Genomic DNA, 17,793 nt, shown 5'->3' on the forward strand with positions numbered 1-17,793 from the left:
AGATGTGAATCGTGACTATTCAGCGCAAAAAAATCACAGTAGTCGGCGCCGGATTTACCGGAGCTACAACCGCTTTGATGCTTGCCCAAAAAGAACTCGGGGATGTTGTACTGGTTGATATTCCTCAATTGGAAAACCCGACTAAAGGTAAAGCACTCGACATGTTGGAAGCCAGCCCTGTTCAGGGTTTTGATAGCAACATCATCGGTACTTCCAACTACGAGGATGCTGCAGGTTCAGAGATTGTTATCATTACAGCAGGTATTGCTCGCAAACCGGGTATGAGCCGTGATGATCTGGTCAATACGAACGCAGGAATCGTGAAGTCGGTTTGTGAAAATGTGAAAAAATATTGCCCTGATTCGATTGTCATTATTCTAAGTAACCCGGTAGATGCAATGACTTATGCAGCCTATCAGACGCTTGGTTTCCCTAAAAACCGCGTAATCGGTCAGTCCGGTGTCCTGGATACGGCACGTTATTGCACATTCATTGCGCAAGAGCTGAATGTTTCGGTCGAAGATGTCCGTGGATTCGTTCTTGGCGGCCACGGAGACGATATGGTACCACTCGTTCGTTATTCCAGCGTCGGCGGTATTCCAATTGATACCCTCATCCCGGCAGATCGGATCGAATCCATCGTACAACGCACTCGAGTTGGCGGCGGTGAGATCGTAAACCTGCTTGGAAACGGTAGCGCATACTATGCACCTGCAGCTTCATTGGTGCAAATGACAGAAGCCATTTTGAAAGACAAAAAACGAATCATTCCGGTTATTGCTTACCTTGAAGGGGAATATGGCTACAACGACTTGTTCCTTGGTGTGCCAACTGTTCTGGGTGGTAACGGAATCGAAAAAATATTTGAACTGGAACTGACTGTTGAAGAAAAAGCAGGACTCGATAAATCTGCGGATTCGGTTCGTAACGTCATTTCAGTAGTAAATATCTAAGTTTGAAAACTTTTTGAACAGCAACAAAGCGAAAACCTTCGGAAACCCCGGAGGTTTTCTTTTCTTTGGATAAGTTCCCCAGTATAATGGGATGTGATGTATAACACACTGAACTGAAATTTTTGAGGAGGATGGAAATTTTGACAATGATTATGTATCTGCTTCATATTATTGGAGCGCTGGCCATGGGATTCTATCTGATCTTGCCATTCGTGGTTGGCAAAATCCGTACCCTGAGTGCTGCGGCCCAAGAAGGAGCATTTGCGTCGCTCCGCTCATTGAACCGTATCGCGCAGTATGGACTTGTGATTCAGCTTCTTACGGGTGGTTACTTAATGACCAAGGGTGAGTATTCCTATCTGTGGATGGGCGTAGTAGTCGTTCTGTTGCTTGCTATTGCGGCAATTGGTGGCATTATGGGTAAACCGCTGCGTCTGGCAGCAGAGGCTGTGAAGAGCAATCGTGATGTTGGTCCGGAGCAAAGCAAGATTCGTACATTCAGCACACTGCTTGCCGTGTTCCTGCTCATCATGGTATACCTGATGGTAAATAACCAGGTTATCTAGAAAACTCCTCGCACGTTTATCTGAGGGCTAAGCGTAAAGCGTTTGCACAGCAGGTGCGGGGACAAGCTGGATGAGGAACAAATTTTATACGCACACAAAATAGACAGCCCAGAGGCTGTCTATTTTGTGTGCGCTCAGTTTGAAGGCAGTTTGCCAATCAGCAGCACGAGGTAAAAGGTTGAGTCAGCAGCATATAGGGAGGGCTATAGAATAGTTATATGCTGTAAATTGCTTAACTCAAGCTGAGCGCATGGGTGAAAACGGTGTTTCTCCCGTTACGCTTGGACTCGTAAAGGGCTGTATCGGCATCGCGCAGCAAGGACTCCAATGAATCTGAACCTCCATTGTATTGTGCGACCCCGAAGCTAGAGGTTAGTGGAATACGAATGTCTTGTACATCCAGCGGATTGTGGAGCAGTGCAACGCGCAGCTTCTCGGCAAGCTGCTCGCCATCCTTAAGCGTTGCATGGGGCACAGCTATTACGAACTCCTCTCCCCCATAACGAGCGAACAGCATCTCCGGACTGAGATAACGATTACACACAGAGACCACATGAATGATGGCCTGGTCGCCCACATCATGTCCGTAGGTGTCGTTAATCCTTTTGAAATAATCAATGTCAAATAAAATAAAGGCCGCGGGCCGAAGGTTAAGCTGGGCTTCACTCAAAATTTCCCGGCCTTTGTGCAAAAATTGTGTCCGGTTGTATATTTTGGTGAGGCCATCGAAATAAGCCATTTGTTTCAGTTGTTCCTGGAGGAAACGCTGCTCGGTAATATCAATCAGCATAATCAGAGTACCGACGGTCTGTCCATCCTTGTTATAAACATAAGATGTTCTGACTTGGTAACAGACCGTTTCGCCTTTCAACTGCCAGTACAAATCCATTTGCAGACCTTCTCGATCATATTCCACAGGGAAAGGCCCTCCGCCCAGCGAATGCCAAATATCGTTCAGATGCTGGCCCACCATGCTTAATCCAAGCTCTGGCAGCATATCACGCAAAGACTTGTTATAATCGACGAGCCGATGGGAGCTATCCAGCACGATAACACCTTCACGCATGCTTTCAAAGATATGATCCTTGGCAATAGGCACGATGGTTAGAAGACGAGAGGACAGGATAGCCCATATGTACATTGCAGATGTAAGACACATGAGAACCGGGACGGGGTCCATTCCATTTGGAGTCAGACCTAGCAAATAGACAAAAGCCGCTACCATCGGAATGATCTGTGAGGTAATCAGTGTGAGTAGTTGGCGACGATACATTTTTTTGGTGTGTTTCCACTGTTTGATGAGAATCAGGCAGGCACATAACAGACAGGAAAAGGTGAAAGCTCCGTGAACTACGTACCACTGCCCAATGGTAATATCCATCAGAGGCACGGCACTGTTTTCTCTCAGCCATACCCTTTTATAGAAAAGGTGATGAAAGTCATTGGTTGCCACCATACACAGGGTAATGGAAGGAATTACAAAAAGCGCAGCAGTAGCTCGTTTGGATAACGTTTTGCCAGTGTACTGTATCATGAGCATTAAACCAAGGGAGGCGGAGAAAGGCATCCCGATGTATTCCACAACTGTCCAGAACTTCATTTGCTCCAGTGTGCTGCTGGCGAGCTCGATCGCGTATCCAAATGTGTAAATGGATAGTGCTGCTGTATATAGAATAAATATTCTCGAACTGGGGATCTCGACTCTTCTAAAATACGTATATAAACATAGAAAAACATTCAGCACTGCTGAAGTGGTAACAAGTGTTATGTAAGAATTTATGTGCGATTCCATGGGTTAGGTCTCCATATTCATTCAGAATATTTGTTGGGTTGAGATACTTGGTAACGATGAATTCAAACTAAGGAAATCAGACTTAATGTTACGGTATACTGTACATTGTACATCAGCCTATACGGCATAGGAATACAATTCAGGTACTGAAACAGTCTATTTTCGAAAAAAAATCGAATTTATTATAGTATCTAATTTTTGTTTGATCTTCCAGGGAGAGTGGTAAGTAAGTATCGAGCAACAGACAGCAAATTTGGAAGACAGTCGGATTTAGGAATAATCTGTACTGTTCATGCCATCCTACAGAATGAGACTGGAACAGAAAACATTTTGAGAGGAGAAAAGCCAGATGTCAACGGATACACAAAACAAAAAGACGATGCCACCCCAACAACAGAATCAGCGTCCTGGGATTGAATCGGAGATGCACCCCAAGCCGGAGTTTGAGAAACCTGAATATAAAGCAGCCGGCAAATTGCTGGATAAGGTTGCATTGATTACGGGTGGAGACAGTGGAATTGGACGTGCTGTTGCCGTTACGTATGCAAAAGAGGGTGCCGATGTAGCGATTGTATACCTGAGTGAACATCAGGATGCAGAAGAGACGAAGCGCCAGGTTGAACAGGAAGGACGCAAATGTATCCTGATTGCCGGAGACATTGGTGATGTTGCATTTGCCAAGAAATCGGTACAGCAGACGGTGGAACAACTGGGCAAGCTGGATATTGTCGTGAACAATGCAGCAGAGCAGCATCCACAGCAGCAGATTGAAGATATTACGCCAGAACAGCTGGAACGTACGTTCCGCACAAATATCTTTGGCATGTTTTATATTACACAGGCTGCCCTGCCACATCTTAAGAAAGGCAGTACGATCATCAATACGACGTCCATTACCGCATATCGCGGTAATCCAACGTTGATCGATTATTCTTCGACAAAAGGAGCCATCACCTCATTCACACGCTCCTTGTCGATGAACGTGGTTGAGAAGGGCATTCGTGTCAATGCCGTTGCTCCAGGGCCGATATGGACACCGCTCATACCATCCACGTTTGATAAGAAAAAGGTGAGTGAATTTGGCGCTACTCAGCCGATGAAACGTCCGGGTCAACCGGATGAGCTGGCTCCGGCCTATGTATATCTCGCTTCTGATGATTCGTCCTACGTGAGTGGACAGGTCATGCATATCAATGGCGGCGAAGTGGTTAACGGATAGTATTTAACACAATGAAAATATGTTGAGCGAGTTGATAAAGACGTTTCGTTTCCAGATTGCTGGACGGAGCGTCTTTGTGATTTATCCAATTCAATCGTCCGTTTACAAAAGTCAGGATCCAAATTGATATTTACATGATATTTTATTAGTACGACTGTCCAAGCTGCATGGTATTCATCATTGTCACCTGAATGGAAACGGCATGATCCCTGTAGAATCTGTGATATGATATATGGAATATGATATATATCTATCGGGAGGTTTCACATGACAAAGATTAGCAAAGAGAATGCAGTACATTACATATAGGGCGGGAAGTGTGATGGTTGGCATCTCGTTCAAAACGAAACCTTGAGCATTATTCATGAAAGAATGCCTGCAGGAACGACTGAAACTCGGCATTATCATTCCATAAGCCGTCAGTTTTTTTTCGTCCTCCGCGGTGAAGCTTGTATGGAACTCGACGGAGAAGAGTATATTCTGGAGCTTCATGAAGGGATAGAAATTGCACCAGGAATGCCGCATCAGATGCAGAATCGGGGGAGAGAAGAGGTTGAGTTTCTGGTGATTTCCCAGCCAGGTACCCGCGGTGATCGAACAGAGCTGAATACGTAAATATTAATATAACAAAGGAAGATATAAATGAGACCGTTCCGAATTCGCCTTGCCATCATCATGATGGTGCTGATCGGTATCTCCGTCATAGTAGCGGGTTATACGATGGGCAGAGTGTTTAAGACTACCCACATTAATGCACTGGAGCAAACGATGGTGCGTGAGATCAATTTGCTGAAAGCAACGTTTCCGTTTCATGATGCAACCGATCCGACGAATGCAGAGACACAGAAATATTACTCAGACCGGGCTGTTGAGCTGGATCGGCTGACGGATTCACGGGTAACCTTTATTAATAAAGATGGAACGGTCATTGGGGATTCGGAGAGCGATCCCAAATCAATGGACAACCACTTGAACCGTAAGGAGATTAAGGAAGCCAGTGAGCAAAATTACGGTCATTCGATTCGTTATAGTGAAACATTAGGGCAGGACATGCTGTATGTGGCGCTTCCTGTGAATTCGGATCAAAGCGACATGATCGAGTTATCCAATGGAAAATTTGACGGGTACATCAGGCTATCCATGAGTCTTGAGGCGGTGGATCAAGGTCTTCAGCAGGGATGGATTTTAATGTTTTTCACCTTGGGGCTTCTGTTCCTGATTGTAGCTCTGGTCAGTTATAGGGTTGCGCGGGGACTGACATCACCTATTGAACATATTACGAAGGTGGCACATCGGATCACCAAGCTGGATTATGATGCGAGAGTGGATGTAACCCGAAATGACGAGATTGGCCAACTGGGACTTGCCATTAATGGGATGGCAGACAGCCTTCAGATGCAGCTGAAAACGATCAGGGATAATGAAGCACTGCTGCAAAGTGTCCTGGCCAATATGACAGGCGGAATTGTCATGATTGATGCAGGTCAATCCATTGCGCTGGTCAACCGGGAAGCGGAGCGTATGCTTGGCATTCAGGCAGACCGGGTGACTGGCAAGCCGTATATTGAATTGAAGCGGCATTATGAGCTGACCCGAACCATTGAAGAAAGTGTTGCCATGCGAGAGGCCATGCACGAAGAAGTAAGTGTATTCAACCCGGTGGAAAAATTGATTCGTATTGACGGGGTACCCATGTCAGAAGATGATGGTGCGTATCGGGGGATGCTATTCCTCCTCCAGGACGTAACAGCGATCCGCAGCCTAGAGACGATGCGCAGTGAGTTTGTAGCTAATGTATCTCATGAACTGAAGACTCCCGTGGCCGCAGTCAAAGGTTTTGCTGAAACACTTCTCAGTGGCGGGGTTCAGGATAAAGAAACAGAGCGTTCATTTTTGCAGATTATATACGATGAGGGCGACAGACTGAATCGATTAATTGGTGATATTCTGGAGTTGTCCAAAATTGAATCCAAACGTGCTCCGCTTCAGTGTTCACCTGTGCATGTGCATTCGTTCTTCGAGATGGTACTGGGTACGCTGTCCAAGGTGGCGGAGAAGAAAGATATTCGTCTGGAGATGAATGTTCCCGAGGAATTATATATTGAAGCTGATGAGGATAAGATGAAGCAGATTTTTATTAATTTGTTATCCAACGGCATTAACTATACCCCTGAGGGTGGACGGGTAAAATTACAAGTGATGGTTGAACATAACGAGGACGCAGAACAGGTTGTATTTGCAGTTTCGGACACGGGGATTGGCATTCCAAAGAAAGATTTGCCGCGAATTTTTGAGCGTTTCTATCGGGTGGACAAAGGCAGATCCCGTAACTCGGGAGGTACCGGACTGGGACTTTCGATTGTTAAGCATCTGGTTGAATTGCATCATGGCAAGCTGTCTGTAGAGAGTGAACTTGGCATGGGAACAACGTTCCGTGTTATTCTTCCATTCATTCAGGATGAAGAAATCTAGAGCGATGGAAGTGAAATGTAAAAAGGAATGCGTTGTTTTACACAGAGTTAACAATTAAGTGCTATGATAAACAAAGTGTTGTGGCAACAGACAACCTATGAGGAGAGAAGGGGTATCATGGCTCAGCGTTTGCTTGTTATTGAAGATGAACCAACATTATCAAGATTACTTACGTACAACCTGACACAAGAAGGATATGATGTTATTGCTGAGGATCATGGATCTGCAGGATATGACAGGGCCTTGTCCCAGGAATTTGATCTGATTTTGCTGGATCTGATGCTTCCAGGAATGAATGGTCTGGACATTCTGAACAAGTTACGAATTCAGGGTGTGAGCACACCGGTTATTATTTTGACAGCCAAAAATGGTGAAGCCGAGGTTGTACAAGGTCTGAAATCAGGTGCTGATGATTATATCACCAAGCCATTTGGTGTATCCGAATTGCTTGCCAGAGTGGATGCCGTGTTAAGACGTTATTCCAATGGTGAAGATCTGCCGCAACCCGAGGACAAAGACGGTTCCCGTATTATACTGGGAGAACTGGAGATTTATCCATTGAAATATGAAGTTACACTGGGTGGACAATCCATCAGTTTACGTCCCAAGGAATTTGAAGTTCTGCTCTATCTCGCCAAGAAGCCTGGTGTGGTTCTTACACGGGATGACCTGATGAATGCGGTCTGGGGCTTCGATTATATCGGAGGTCAACGAACGGTGGATGTTCACGTCAGTTCATTACGGAAGAAGCTGGAACTGGACCCGGAATCAGTCCATATCGATTCCATTCGCGGTGTAGGTTATAAATTGGTTGTGAAAAGAAAAACTCCCCATCATTCAAGCTAACATTGATCGGGGAGTTTTATTTTACATTCTGTTAACATAAAGAATTATTTTCCTTTACGTATAAGGAGTAGGATGAAGCTGTCCGAGTGATACTTTGGACCTACATATCCCATCTCAGGACGGAGCTCATACGTAAAGGAGATTGCGCATTTATGCCCATGTTGCTCGAAGTGAAACCTGATCAACGAGAAGAAACGATATATACGCAAGAGGTAATAGCAACCAGATTGGGTCAAGAGGAAAAGGTAGCAGTTGCTTCGAGAAATCAAGTTCACTTAAGGGACTATTGTCGTAAAGTTCCCATGGTTGGGATTCACACAACTTGTGGGGAAGCGGCTGGCATGCTAAATAAGGATCAGGAGTATCCCTGTATTGTATTATGTGACGATCAGATGCATCCGCTTGGTCTATTAATGCGGGAAACATTATACAAGATTCTGAATGGGCGCTTTGCTGCGGATTTGTTTTATCACAAGCCTATTTCGCGTATTGCTGATTCATCCCCAGTTATTGTAGATGTTGGCATGGATGCTTTAGGTATTATTGATATTGCTCTGTCTCGAAGTGAAAAGCAGTTCTACGATTGTTTAATCCTAACGGAAGAGCATAAAGTATTGGGCGTGCTTACGATGCGGGATGTGATGTCCTTGTCTCGCAGACTTCAGCACAAGGCTGGTGAAGAGCGTACACACATCATTGAAGACAGTCGACAAGAAATTTCCGGAATTAATGATTCGATCACCCATCTCGTTCAAGCTGCATGGAATGCAGGAGAAGAAGCCCGACAGATTATGAAATGGTCAGAGCAAGGGGAGAAGAGTCTGTTGCTGGTTGAGGCTTCGTATAACCGCGTGCATCAGCATATGGAAGGACAACGACAACATGCCAGTGAGATGTTGACTTCGATTGAAACAGGAGCCAAAATGGCGCGTTCCATTCGCTCTCTCGCAGATCAGAGTGGGTTGCTTGCCATGAATGCTTCAATTGAGGCGGCTCATGCGGGTGAGTATGGACTTGGGTTCCAGGTCGTCGCAGGTGAGATTCGTGCTCTGGCCAGACAAACCCGAGAGGTTGCGGGCAATATGTCTTCTTTGCTGGAGAATATAAGTGAATTGACTCAACAGACTGTGGAACTTGTTAGGGCAAGCTCAGCTGAAATCGACGACAGTTCGGTACATGTAACCGCAGGAGGGAGGGCATTTAAACAACTGAGCACCTCAGTGGCTGGCATGTCCCGCATTGCAGAGGGGATTGCCACTGAAGGCAAGAAAGCCGGAGAAATGGCAGAACATATTAACAGGAAGCTTCAAGATATGGTAACTGATTCGTAACCATTGATTCCTACGGGAACGGATTTAGACATTTCAGACATCATTCATCATCTGTGATTGGATCAATCATGGATGGCTGTGAAAGATGTCTTTTTTACATTCCGTTAACATGAAAGTGATACTGTTTTTACAATGAGAAGGTAGGATGTTATAGATGGCCAAAAGCCAAGTTCGAATATTGGCATCGGTCAACGTAAAGGGAGTCTGGTTGTCCCTGCAGCGAAGGAGAAGTGAACATCCATGAAGGATCTCATTCATATTGATGGACTAAATCTATACTATGATACGCATCACGCGCTTAAAAATATATCGATGGATCTGCCCGAGAGAACGGTTACTGCGTTTATCGGACCATCAGGTTGCGGTAAATCTACCTTGCTTCGTACGCTGAACCGGATGAATGATATGATTCCAGGCGTGCGTGTGGAAGGACAAGTTATGTTGGACGGTTCCGACATTTATAGCAATGAGATTGAAGTCGAGACGCTGCGCAAAAGGGTTGGTATGGTGTTTCAGCAGCCTAACCCTTTTCCAAAATCCATTTACGATAACGTAGCTTATGGACCACGCCTTCATGGGGTGACCAACAAGGCCGAGCTGGATAAGCTGGTTGAGCAGAGTCTTGTGCATGCTGCACTGTGGGATGAAGTGAAAGATGTGCTCAAAAAGTCGGCACTCAGTCTGTCCGGTGGACAACAGCAGCGTCTTTGTATTGCACGTGCCCTGGCCGTGCAGCCTGACGTTTTGCTGATGGATGAAGCGACGTCTGCACTTGATCCGATTTCGACGCTCAAAATCGAGGAACTGGTCAAGGAGTTGCACCATAAGTACACGATTGTGATGGTAACTCACAACATGCATCAGGCAGCAAGGGTATCAGGTCGCACTGTTTTTTTCCTGAATGGGGAAGTGGTTGAGGCAGCTGATACAGAAACTTTGTTTTCCACACCGCAGGATTCCCGAACCGAGGATTATATATCCGGACGGTTCGGATAATCAAGCCAAGTTCGAACGATCCCGGTGTGTCCGGAGATGATGGATAAGGAGGACATGAAACCTATGATTCGCAGAAAAGAATTTGATCAAGAGCTAGAGGAACTGCGCACACTGCTTCGGCAAATGGGTGAGCATGTAGGGACGGCACTGGATGGCGCCATTGAAAGTTTACAAACGATGGATGCCGAGAAAGCTCAGGTCATCATCAAGAATGATGCGAATCTGAATGCCCTGGAAGACAAGATTATGGAACTGGGTTCCAAGCTAATCATTACGCAACAGCCAGTAGCGAAGGATCTGCGACGTATTATCGTTGCTTTCAAAATCTCAAGTGATCTGGAACGGATGGGCGACCTTGCACTGGATGTAGCGAAGGTGACCCTTCGTATGGAGGGACAGCAGCTTATTAAACCTCTTGTAGACATTCCAAGAATGGCGGAAATCGTCAAAGCGATGGTTGATGAATCCATTGAATCCTTCCTGAAGGAAAATACGGACCTAGCCTACAAAATGGCTCAAACGGATGACCAGGTTGACCAATTGTACAGTCATATGATCAGTGACCTCTACTCGTTCATGACAGACCATCCGAATAAAGCGTCCCAGGCCATGCTTCTAATGATGGTTGGACGTTATATCGAACGGATTGGAGACCATGCAACGAACATCGGTGAAAGTACAGTGTATCTGGTAACAGGCAAACGCCCGGATCTCAATCAGTAGTTAACGGAGTACAGTATAATTATAGAATCGTTTGTTCAAAACCAAGGAACTTTCTTCCGGCAGCCTGTGATCAGGTTGTCTGTGGAGAGGTTCTTTTTTTTGCTGGTAAGAAATGACGTGAAAAGATGGCTAATCTTTTTGTTGTAACTGGTGTGTATGGTATCATTAGAGTAGATGTAATTGAAGGTTTGACCATACGATACGCGAGGTGCTGGAATGGACAAGTTTATTCTCATAGATGGAAATAGCATTATTTACCGGGCATTTTTTGCAATGCCGCCTCTGACCAACTCGAAAGGTCTGCATACCAATGCGGTGTACGGTTTTACGACGATGCTGCTGCGATTGCTGGAAGAACACAAACCGACTCATGTGATGGTCGCATTTGACGCGGGGAAAGTCACGTTCCGCCACGAAGGTTACCAGGAGTATAAGGGTGGCCGGGAGAAAACCCCACCGGAGCTGTCTGAGCAATTTCCACTGCTGAAAGAACTGCTGCAGGGTTTCGGCATTGCCCAGTTTGAGCTTGCTGGATTCGAAGCGGACGATATTATTGGAACGTTAACCAAACGTGCCGATGAAGCAGGAAGACAGGTACTGGTTGTATCGGGTGACAAAGATATGCTGCAGCTCGCCTCTGATCATGTTCATATCGGCCTTACGCGCAAAGGCGTCACCGACATTGAATTGTATGATCCTGCTCAGATCAAGGAGCGCTATGGCTTGACTCCGTTACAAATCATTGACCTCAAAGGTCTGATGGGCGATACGTCCGATAATATACCGGGCATTCCCGGTGTTGGTGAGAAAACGGCGCTGAAGCTGCTGCACCAGTTCGGATCGGTTGAGGATGTTCTTAACGGCACAAGTGAGCTGAAAGGTAAAATGAAAGAAAAGATTGAGGCTCACGCCGAAGATGCACGGATGAGCAAGCAGCTTGCCACAATCCACCGGGAAGTTCCATTGGAACAAACGTGGGATGATATGCAGTTTGCCGGGTTGAAAGAGGAACTTGCAGGCCCGGCCTTGGCGAAGCTCGAATTCAAATCTCTGCTCGAACGTCTTTCATTCCGTGGAAGTATAGTCTCTGAACAGGAGGCTGTTCCCGCCGCAGAGGTGCAGTCCTCCATCGCCACAGAGGAAACGATTGGTGAGCTGTTTGGCTCACTTGAATCCATTGATGTGCTGCATGTGGAGACACATGGCGATAACCCGCATCAAGCGAAACTGGTTGGACTCGCATTAGGTTCAGCTGGAACCTACACATTCCTGTCACCCGAATTGCTTCAGTCCAGCGCAGCCGCTCCGGTACGGGAATGGCTCGGTAATCCGGAACAGCCCAAGCGCGGCTATGATCTGCATCGTGTCGATTTAGCGCTGCATGCGCATGGCATTGAGTTCGCAGGAGCGTCTTTCGATGTGCAGCTGGCTGCCTATTTACTCGATCCAACCGAATCCAATCAGACCATCAGTGGCTTAACCACGAAATATGGCCTGCCTTCCCTTGTGGAGGATGATACGGTGCTGGGCAAAGGTGCAAAATACAAAGTGCCTGACCAGGATATACTAGGTGATTTCCTGTGCCGTAAAGCGGCAGCCGTAGCAGCCATTATTCCACTTCAGGAGCAGGCCTTGGAGAGCAATGAGATGAATGCACTTTTCCATGAACTGGAGATGCCATTGTCACGTATTCTTGCGGATATGGAGAAACAGGGGATTAAGGCGAATACGGCAGATTTGAAAGCTTTGGGCAGTGAGTTCGAAGAAAATATCAGCAGATTGATGGCGGAAATCTACAAGCTTTCCGGTACGGAATTCAATCTGAATTCACCGAAGCAGCTGGGTGAGATTTTATTCGATAGACTCGGTCTGCCTGTGGTCAAGAAAACAAAGACAGGTTACTCTACAGATGCCGAAGTATTGGAAAAACTGGCTCCATATAATGATGTGGTTAAGCACATTCTGCAATATCGTCAACTTGCCAAGTTGCAGTCCACATATGTAGAAGGGCTGCTCAAAGAGATTTCAGACAAGGATGGCAAGGTGCATACGTATTACCGTCAGACGATTGCGGCTACCGGACGTCTGAGCAGTCAATTCCCGAACTTGCAGAACATTCCGATTCGGATGGAGGAAGGCCGCAAAATCCGGAAGGTGTTTGTCCCTTCAGAACCGGGTTGGTCCATTCTGGCAGCAGACTATTCACAGATTGAACTGCGTGTTCTTGCACATATTTCGGATGACGAGCGACTGAAGGAAGCTTTTGTCAACGATATGGATATCCATACGAAAACCGCTTCGGATGTGTTTGGGGTAAAGCCTGAGGATGTGGATGGAGATATGCGTCGTTCAGCCAAGGCGGTAAACTTCGGTATCGTGTATGGAATCAGCGATTACGGTTTGTCCCAGAACCTGCATATTACCCGTAAAGAGGCTGCCCAGTTTATCGATCAATATTTCGAAGTATTCCAGGGTGTTCGCCGATATATGGACGATATTGTGAAGGAAGCGCGTCAGGATGGTTATGTCAAAACCATGCTGGAACGTCGTCGCTATCTGCCAGAGATTAATGCGAGCAACTTCAACCTTCGTTCTTTTGCAGAGCGTACAGCAATGAATACACCGATTCAGGGAACAGCGGCTGATATCATCAAGCTGGCCATGGTTCAGATGGACGAAGCGCTGCGTGAACGCAAGCTGAAGAGTCGTATGCTGCTTCAGGTACACGATGAGCTTGTATTCGAAGTACCTGCCGATGAACTGGAGCTGATGAAAGAGCTCGTACCTTCAGTGATGGAAAAAGCATTAAAGCTGTCTGTACCGCTGAAAGCGGAAGTCAGCTACGGTGAAAACTGGTATGAAGCCAAATAGCAGGCCCTGCAAGGACTTTCCGTTATTTTACAATATGTTTTTCAACTGCTTTTGACACAAGAAGGGTCCCGCTGAGCGCCATCTTCCGTTATAATATAGGGGAGGTGAGAACATCATGCCGGAATTACCGGAAGTCGAAACAGTCAGAAGAACATTGAATCAACTTATTGTGGGCAAGACCATTGACTCAGTTACCGTTAGCTTGCCGCGGATTATTCAGCGGCCGGACGACATAGATGCATTTGCACTGGAACTTGCGGGTCATACCGTGATTGGTGTGGAGCGCAGAGGCAAGTTTTTGCGTATTTTGCTGGACGGGCTGGTGCTTGTCTCCCATCTGCGGATGGAAGGAAGGTACGGGGTATACCAACAACATGAGGAAGTGGAAAAGCATACCCATGTGATCTTTCACTTTACCGATGGTACAGAATTACGTTATAAGGATGTACGTCAGTTTGGTACAATGCATCTATTCAGCGCAGGCGAGGAACTGGTATCCAAACCATTGTTAAAGCTGGGCCTGGAGCCGCTCGATCCTGCCTTTACCGTAGATGCATTCCGTGATGCTGTTGGCAAGCGGACAACCAAAATCAAGGCCGTGCTGTTAAATCAGGCATATGTGGTCGGGATCGGGAATATTTATGTGGACGAGGCTTTATTCCGCGCAGGCATTCACCCGGAGACCATTGCCAAGACGTTAACAGAAGCCCAGTTAACCGTTCTGCATGAGGCGATCGTGGCTACGCTTCAGGATGCGGTGGATGCAGGTGGATCTTCCATCAAATCATATGTGAATGGACAGGGCGAAATGGGGATGTTCCAGCATCAGTTGAAAATATATGGACGCAAGTCCGAACCCTGTGCAACGTGTGGTACATTAATCGAGAAGAGCGTAGTAGGCGGCAGGGGAACACATTATTGTCCGAAGTGTCAGCCGCTGCGTTGAATCGGTACCGGGTATGGTAGCATGATCGAAATCGTTAAATTGTAGCACCCTTGGATTACTCCCTCCATATACTGATATGGCAGAAATAAGCGGGCGTATACCCATACTGGCAGCTGCCAGTTGGAACGAGTTCGCACAGGGGAGGAATCCGGGGTGCTGCATCATTTTATTTCATTGCTGGCGCTTGCTTTGGCGCTTAGTTTAGATGGTTTTGGAGTCGGGATTACATATGGGCTGCGGAGGACCAAAATTCCGCTGTTATCCATTGCCGTCATTTCTATCTGTTCGGGTCTGGTTATTGCGTTATCCATGCAAGTGGGTGTGCTTTTGTCTCATGTGGTATCTCCGGACGTGGCTTCGATGGTTGGGGCAGTCATCCTGATCGGTATTGGCGCATGGTCATTGCTGCAGCTTATTCGTAAACAAGGCAAGGAACAGCTGGAGATGGACAATGGAACGGATGAGGGAGCCGAAGCAGGAATTATTCGAAGTGGGAGTAGAGCAGCACCAGAGGCTCTGTCAAAAGGCAGAAATCAGGTGCTTGCGCTTGACCTTGAGCAATCTTCCTCCGGTAGATCTCTGGAACGAATGGTCTTTACAATCGAGCTGAGAAAATTGGGTGTTGTGATTCAGATTCTGCGCAGCCCCTCGAAGGCGGATATGGATAACTCGGGAAGTATATCCGTACAGGAAGCGATGTGGCTTGGCATAGCTCTGTCTCTGGATGCTTTTGGTGCAGGACTGGGAGCGGCATTACTAGGATTCCCCACGTTGTGGACGGCATTAATTATTGCATTGTTTAGTGGGGCATTTCTGTTACTGGGTATGAAGGTTGGCTTGCGCTTCGCTGCTCTGCGTTGGATGCGAAGATTATCTGTACTGCCGGCACTTTTATTAATGATTATGGGAATAATGAAGTTGTTGTGAGGTGAAATAATGAATATTGGCTTAACCGGCGGGATCGCGACAGGCAAAAGCAGTGTGTCTGCCTTTCTCGCCAGTAAGGGAGCGTTGCTCATTGATGCAGATGTTATTGCCCGGGAAGTAATGCTGCCCGGGCATCCCGTTTTGACTGCGGCTGTTCAGCGGTTCGGACAAGCCATTTTAAATGAGGACGGAACACTGGATCGGAAGAAGCTGGGCAGTATTGTTTTTCAGAGTCCGGAAGAACGGAAAGCGTTGGAGGCTATTACGCATCCTGCGATCCGTAAGGAAATGCGCGAGCGTGCTGCTGCATACGAACTGGAGCACCCGGACAAGCTTGTCGTATCCGATATCCCTTTATTGTATGAGTCAGGGCTGGAGGATGGCTTCGAAGAAGTGATGGTTGTGTACGTCCCGAGGTCTGTACAACGGGAACGGCTAATGAGCCGGGATGGAATGACGGCGGAACAGGCTGAGGCCCGAATGGACACGCAGATGGACATTGAAGATAAGAAGCAGCGTGCTGACATTGTCATTGATAACAGCGGCTTATGGTCAGAGACGGAGACGCAGATCATTTCATTTTTGCATCGTAAGGGCTTATTATGAGATTGCTGCGTAAGAAACGAGTTTTATTGTTGATGTTTGTGTCTTTTGTGTTGGTCCTGTTCCTGAATACAAATTGGATGGCCTGGTTCTACCCCATTCATTACAAGGAAGAAATTCGCGCCCAGTCGCAGAGTTATGAGGTCGATCCGTTTCTCATCGCTTCCATCATCAAGGTGGAGACCAATTTCAAGACAAGCAAGGAATCGAAGAGAGGTGCCATTGGGCTGATGCAGCTCATGCCGGACACCGCGAACTGGATTATGGAACAAGGCAAAATTCCAGGCACATCGCTGGAAGAATTAAAGCATGAACCTGAAAGAAATATTCAGTTAGGTACTTGGTATTTACGCAATCTATCAGACCAATTCGATGGAAATGAAGCGGCAATGATTGCCGCATACAACGCAGGTCCAGGCAAAGTAAATTCATGGCTGAGGGATGGTGTATGGGACGGCTCATTCGAGAACGTCAAGGATATTCCGTTTGGTGAGACCCGGCACTATGTACAACGAGTCATTTATTATTATAATCAATATGTAAAGATCTATAATACGTTCTAAGGTAGACATTTTAGTGATATAGGTTTGGATGGATTTTTAAATGTTCTTATCTTTGTCTGAAAATCGTTGTCTGAAATATGTAGAAGCACAGAGCAGGCCGGTTGTTCACCGGCCGCCCCATGCTCCTCTGTATTACAGTATTACGATGCAGATATTATTGGTATTGACCTGCCAATTGCTGTTCTGCAATTGTTACCAGACGCTTCGTGATGTATCCACCGATCGAACCGTTCTCGTAAGAAGTCATGTTACCTTGGTATCCGTCTTGTGGGATGCTGATTCCGAGTTCTTGAGCAACTTCATATTTCAGTTGTTCGAGAGCTGCGGAAGCTTTAGTTACCACCAGGTTGTTGGAGTTACCGTTGCTTTGTGCCATTGCTGTTCACCTCCTCGCGGTTGGTAAAAGTATTATGTGTCGGCAATACGATTTTCATAACTATTGATAACAGGGAATTTGTGGTAAAAGTAAAACATGGGAAGTGATCTGAATTGAAATGTCCTTATTGCGCGTATCTGGGCACAAAAGTGCTTGATTCAAGGCCAGCCAATGAATCGAAATCGATTCGTCGTCGTCGGGAGTGTGAGCAATGTAGCCGTCGATTTACAACTTTTGAAATGGTGGAAGAAACACCGCTGATCGTGATCAAGAAAGATGGCAGTCGGGAGGAATTCAGTCGGGACAAGATCCTCCGTGGACTGATCCGGGCATGTGAAAAACGTCCAGTCTCCGTAGAGACACTGGAGATGATGGTATCCGAAACGGAAAAGGCTTTGCGGAATACAGCCGATGCTGAAGTCGAGAGCCGCCAAATTGGCGAATTGCTGATGGAACAGCTGTTTCCGGTGGACGAAGTAGCGTATGTACGTTTTGCTTCGGTGTATCGTCAATTCAAAGACATTAATATGTTCATGAAAGAATTAAAATCTCTTTTGTCCAAAGAAGACATCGAGGATTAATGGAGTGCATAAATGGAGAAGAGCAGTC

16 protein-coding genes and 1 pseudogene are annotated in these 17,793 nt (G+C 46.5%); 15 read left to right on the forward strand and 2 right to left on the reverse strand.

The window, feature by feature from the left end; translation table 11 throughout:
- The first annotated feature begins 11 nt into the window (after positions 1–11).
- Both mdh and ACFTRD_RS05680 read left to right on the forward strand, forming a co-directional pair.
- Positions 12–953 (forward strand): malate dehydrogenase, encoded by a 942-nt coding sequence (mdh, locus tag ACFTRD_RS05675; RefSeq protein WP_379378098.1) that lies wholly within the window; start codon positions 12–14, stop codon positions 951–953.
- 140 nt (positions 954–1,093) lie between these two features.
- Positions 1,094–1,519, forward strand: a complete 426-nt coding sequence (locus ACFTRD_RS05680) for a hypothetical protein (protein WP_157284431.1) — start codon at positions 1,094–1,096, stop codon at positions 1,517–1,519.
- A 232-nt stretch (positions 1,520–1,751) separates the two neighbouring features.
- Here the strand turns inward: ACFTRD_RS05680 and ACFTRD_RS05685 are convergent, their stop codons facing one another.
- Positions 1,752–3,311, reverse strand: coding sequence for a histidine kinase N-terminal 7TM domain-containing diguanylate cyclase (locus ACFTRD_RS05685; protein ID WP_379378099.1), 1,560 nt, complete (start codon positions 3,309–3,311; stop codon positions 1,752–1,754).
- A 349-nt stretch (positions 3,312–3,660) separates the two neighbouring features.
- Between ACFTRD_RS05685 and ACFTRD_RS05690 the strand changes: the two genes are divergently transcribed.
- The 12 genes and pseudogenes from ACFTRD_RS05690 (at position 3,661) to ACFTRD_RS05745 (ending at position 16,808) form a co-directional block, all read left to right on the forward strand.
- Positions 3,661–4,530 carry an SDR family oxidoreductase gene (locus ACFTRD_RS05690; protein WP_379378100.1) on the forward strand — a complete coding sequence of 290 codons (870 nt, stop codon included), beginning with the start codon at positions 3,661–3,663 and terminating at the stop codon, positions 4,528–4,530.
- 267 nt (positions 4,531–4,797) lie between these two features.
- Positions 4,798–5,145: pseudogene (locus ACFTRD_RS05695) on the forward strand (cupin domain-containing protein).
- 27 nt (positions 5,146–5,172) lie between these two features.
- Positions 5,173–7,002, forward strand: a complete 1,830-nt coding sequence (gene pnpS, locus ACFTRD_RS05700) for a two-component system histidine kinase PnpS (protein WP_379378101.1) — start codon at positions 5,173–5,175, stop codon at positions 7,000–7,002.
- Between the two features lie 117 nt (positions 7,003–7,119).
- Positions 7,120–7,848 (forward strand): response regulator transcription factor, encoded by a 729-nt coding sequence (locus tag ACFTRD_RS05705; protein WP_192265804.1) that lies wholly within the window; start codon positions 7,120–7,122, stop codon positions 7,846–7,848.
- Between the two features lie 152 nt (positions 7,849–8,000).
- A complete protein-coding gene (locus ACFTRD_RS05710) occupies positions 8,001–9,179 on the forward strand; it encodes a methyl-accepting chemotaxis protein (RefSeq protein ID WP_379378102.1) in 1,179 nt (392 codons plus the stop codon).
- 240 nt (positions 9,180–9,419) lie between these two features.
- Positions 9,420–10,175 carry a phosphate ABC transporter ATP-binding protein PstB gene (gene pstB, locus ACFTRD_RS05715; RefSeq protein WP_379378103.1) on the forward strand — a complete coding sequence of 252 codons (756 nt, stop codon included), beginning with the start codon at positions 9,420–9,422 and terminating at the stop codon, positions 10,173–10,175.
- 63 nt (positions 10,176–10,238) lie between these two features.
- The gene (gene phoU / locus ACFTRD_RS05720; protein ID WP_192265809.1) at positions 10,239–10,898 is read left to right on the forward strand and encodes a phosphate signaling complex protein PhoU; all 660 of its coding nucleotides are present in this window, start codon (positions 10,239–10,241) and stop codon (positions 10,896–10,898) included.
- 216 nt (positions 10,899–11,114) lie between these two features.
- Positions 11,115–13,769, forward strand: a complete 2,655-nt coding sequence (polA, locus tag ACFTRD_RS05725) for a DNA polymerase I (protein WP_379378104.1) — start codon at positions 11,115–11,117, stop codon at positions 13,767–13,769.
- Between the two features lie 115 nt (positions 13,770–13,884).
- A complete protein-coding gene (gene mutM, locus ACFTRD_RS05730) occupies positions 13,885–14,715 on the forward strand; it encodes a DNA-formamidopyrimidine glycosylase (protein ID WP_379378105.1) in 831 nt (276 codons plus the stop codon).
- 153 nt (positions 14,716–14,868) lie between these two features.
- Complete coding sequence (locus ACFTRD_RS05735) at positions 14,869–15,642, forward strand: manganese efflux pump (RefSeq protein ID WP_379378106.1); 774 nt, start codon at positions 14,869–14,871, stop codon at positions 15,640–15,642.
- Between the two features lie 9 nt (positions 15,643–15,651).
- Complete coding sequence (gene coaE, locus ACFTRD_RS05740; RefSeq protein ID WP_379378107.1) at positions 15,652–16,248, forward strand: dephospho-CoA kinase; 597 nt, start codon at positions 15,652–15,654, stop codon at positions 16,246–16,248.
- The gene (locus tag ACFTRD_RS05745; RefSeq protein WP_379378108.1) at positions 16,245–16,808 is read left to right on the forward strand and encodes a lytic transglycosylase domain-containing protein; all 564 of its coding nucleotides are present in this window, start codon (positions 16,245–16,247) and stop codon (positions 16,806–16,808) included. Before coaE ends, ACFTRD_RS05745 begins: the two co-directional genes overlap by 4 nt.
- A 154-nt stretch (positions 16,809–16,962) precedes the next feature.
- Here ACFTRD_RS05745 and ACFTRD_RS05750 read toward each other — a convergent pair whose 3' ends face one another.
- Positions 16,963–17,184, reverse strand: coding sequence for an alpha/beta-type small acid-soluble spore protein (locus tag ACFTRD_RS05750; RefSeq protein ID WP_053783555.1), 222 nt, complete (start codon positions 17,182–17,184; stop codon positions 16,963–16,965).
- A gap of 113 nt (positions 17,185–17,297) precedes the next feature.
- Between ACFTRD_RS05750 and nrdR the strand changes: the two genes are divergently transcribed.
- Positions 17,298–17,765, forward strand: a complete 468-nt coding sequence (gene nrdR, locus ACFTRD_RS05755; protein ID WP_024629154.1) for a transcriptional regulator NrdR — start codon at positions 17,298–17,300, stop codon at positions 17,763–17,765.
- Positions 17,766–17,793: the final 28 nt, after the last annotated feature.

It is taken from the genome of Paenibacillus sp. NPDC056933 (assembly GCF_042674385.1).
Lineage (GTDB): Bacteria > Bacillota > Bacilli > Paenibacillales > Paenibacillaceae > Paenibacillus.

Excerpts from the sequence above, each read along its gene's own strand:
- ACFTRD_RS05750 (WP_053783555.1), bottom strand. The coding sequence starts at position 17,184 with ATGGCACAAAGCAACGGTAACTCCAACAACCTGGTGGTAACTAAAGCT.
- ACFTRD_RS05685 (WP_379378099.1), bottom strand. The coding sequence starts at position 3,311 with ATGGAATCGCACATAAATTCTTACATAACACTTGTTACCACTTCAGCA.
- ACFTRD_RS05705 (WP_192265804.1), top strand. The coding sequence starts at position 7,120 with ATGGCTCAGCGTTTGCTTGTTATTGAAGATGAACCAACATTATCAAGA.
- polA (WP_379378104.1), top strand. The coding sequence starts at position 11,115 with ATGGACAAGTTTATTCTCATAGATGGAAATAGCATTATTTACCGGGCA.
- ACFTRD_RS05745 (WP_379378108.1), top strand. The coding sequence starts at position 16,245 with ATGAGATTGCTGCGTAAGAAACGAGTTTTATTGTTGATGTTTGTGTCT.
- coaE (WP_379378107.1), top strand. The coding sequence starts at position 15,652 with ATGAATATTGGCTTAACCGGCGGGATCGCGACAGGCAAAAGCAGTGTG.
- phoU (WP_192265809.1), top strand. The coding sequence starts at position 10,239 with ATGATTCGCAGAAAAGAATTTGATCAAGAGCTAGAGGAACTGCGCACA.
- ACFTRD_RS05690 (WP_379378100.1), top strand. The coding sequence starts at position 3,661 with ATGTCAACGGATACACAAAACAAAAAGACGATGCCACCCCAACAACAG.
- pstB (WP_379378103.1), top strand. The coding sequence starts at position 9,420 with ATGAAGGATCTCATTCATATTGATGGACTAAATCTATACTATGATACG.
- pnpS (WP_379378101.1), top strand. The coding sequence starts at position 5,173 with ATGAGACCGTTCCGAATTCGCCTTGCCATCATCATGATGGTGCTGATC.
- mutM (WP_379378105.1), top strand. The coding sequence starts at position 13,885 with ATGCCGGAATTACCGGAAGTCGAAACAGTCAGAAGAACATTGAATCAA.
- ACFTRD_RS05710 (WP_379378102.1), top strand. The coding sequence starts at position 8,001 with ATGCCCATGTTGCTCGAAGTGAAACCTGATCAACGAGAAGAAACGATA.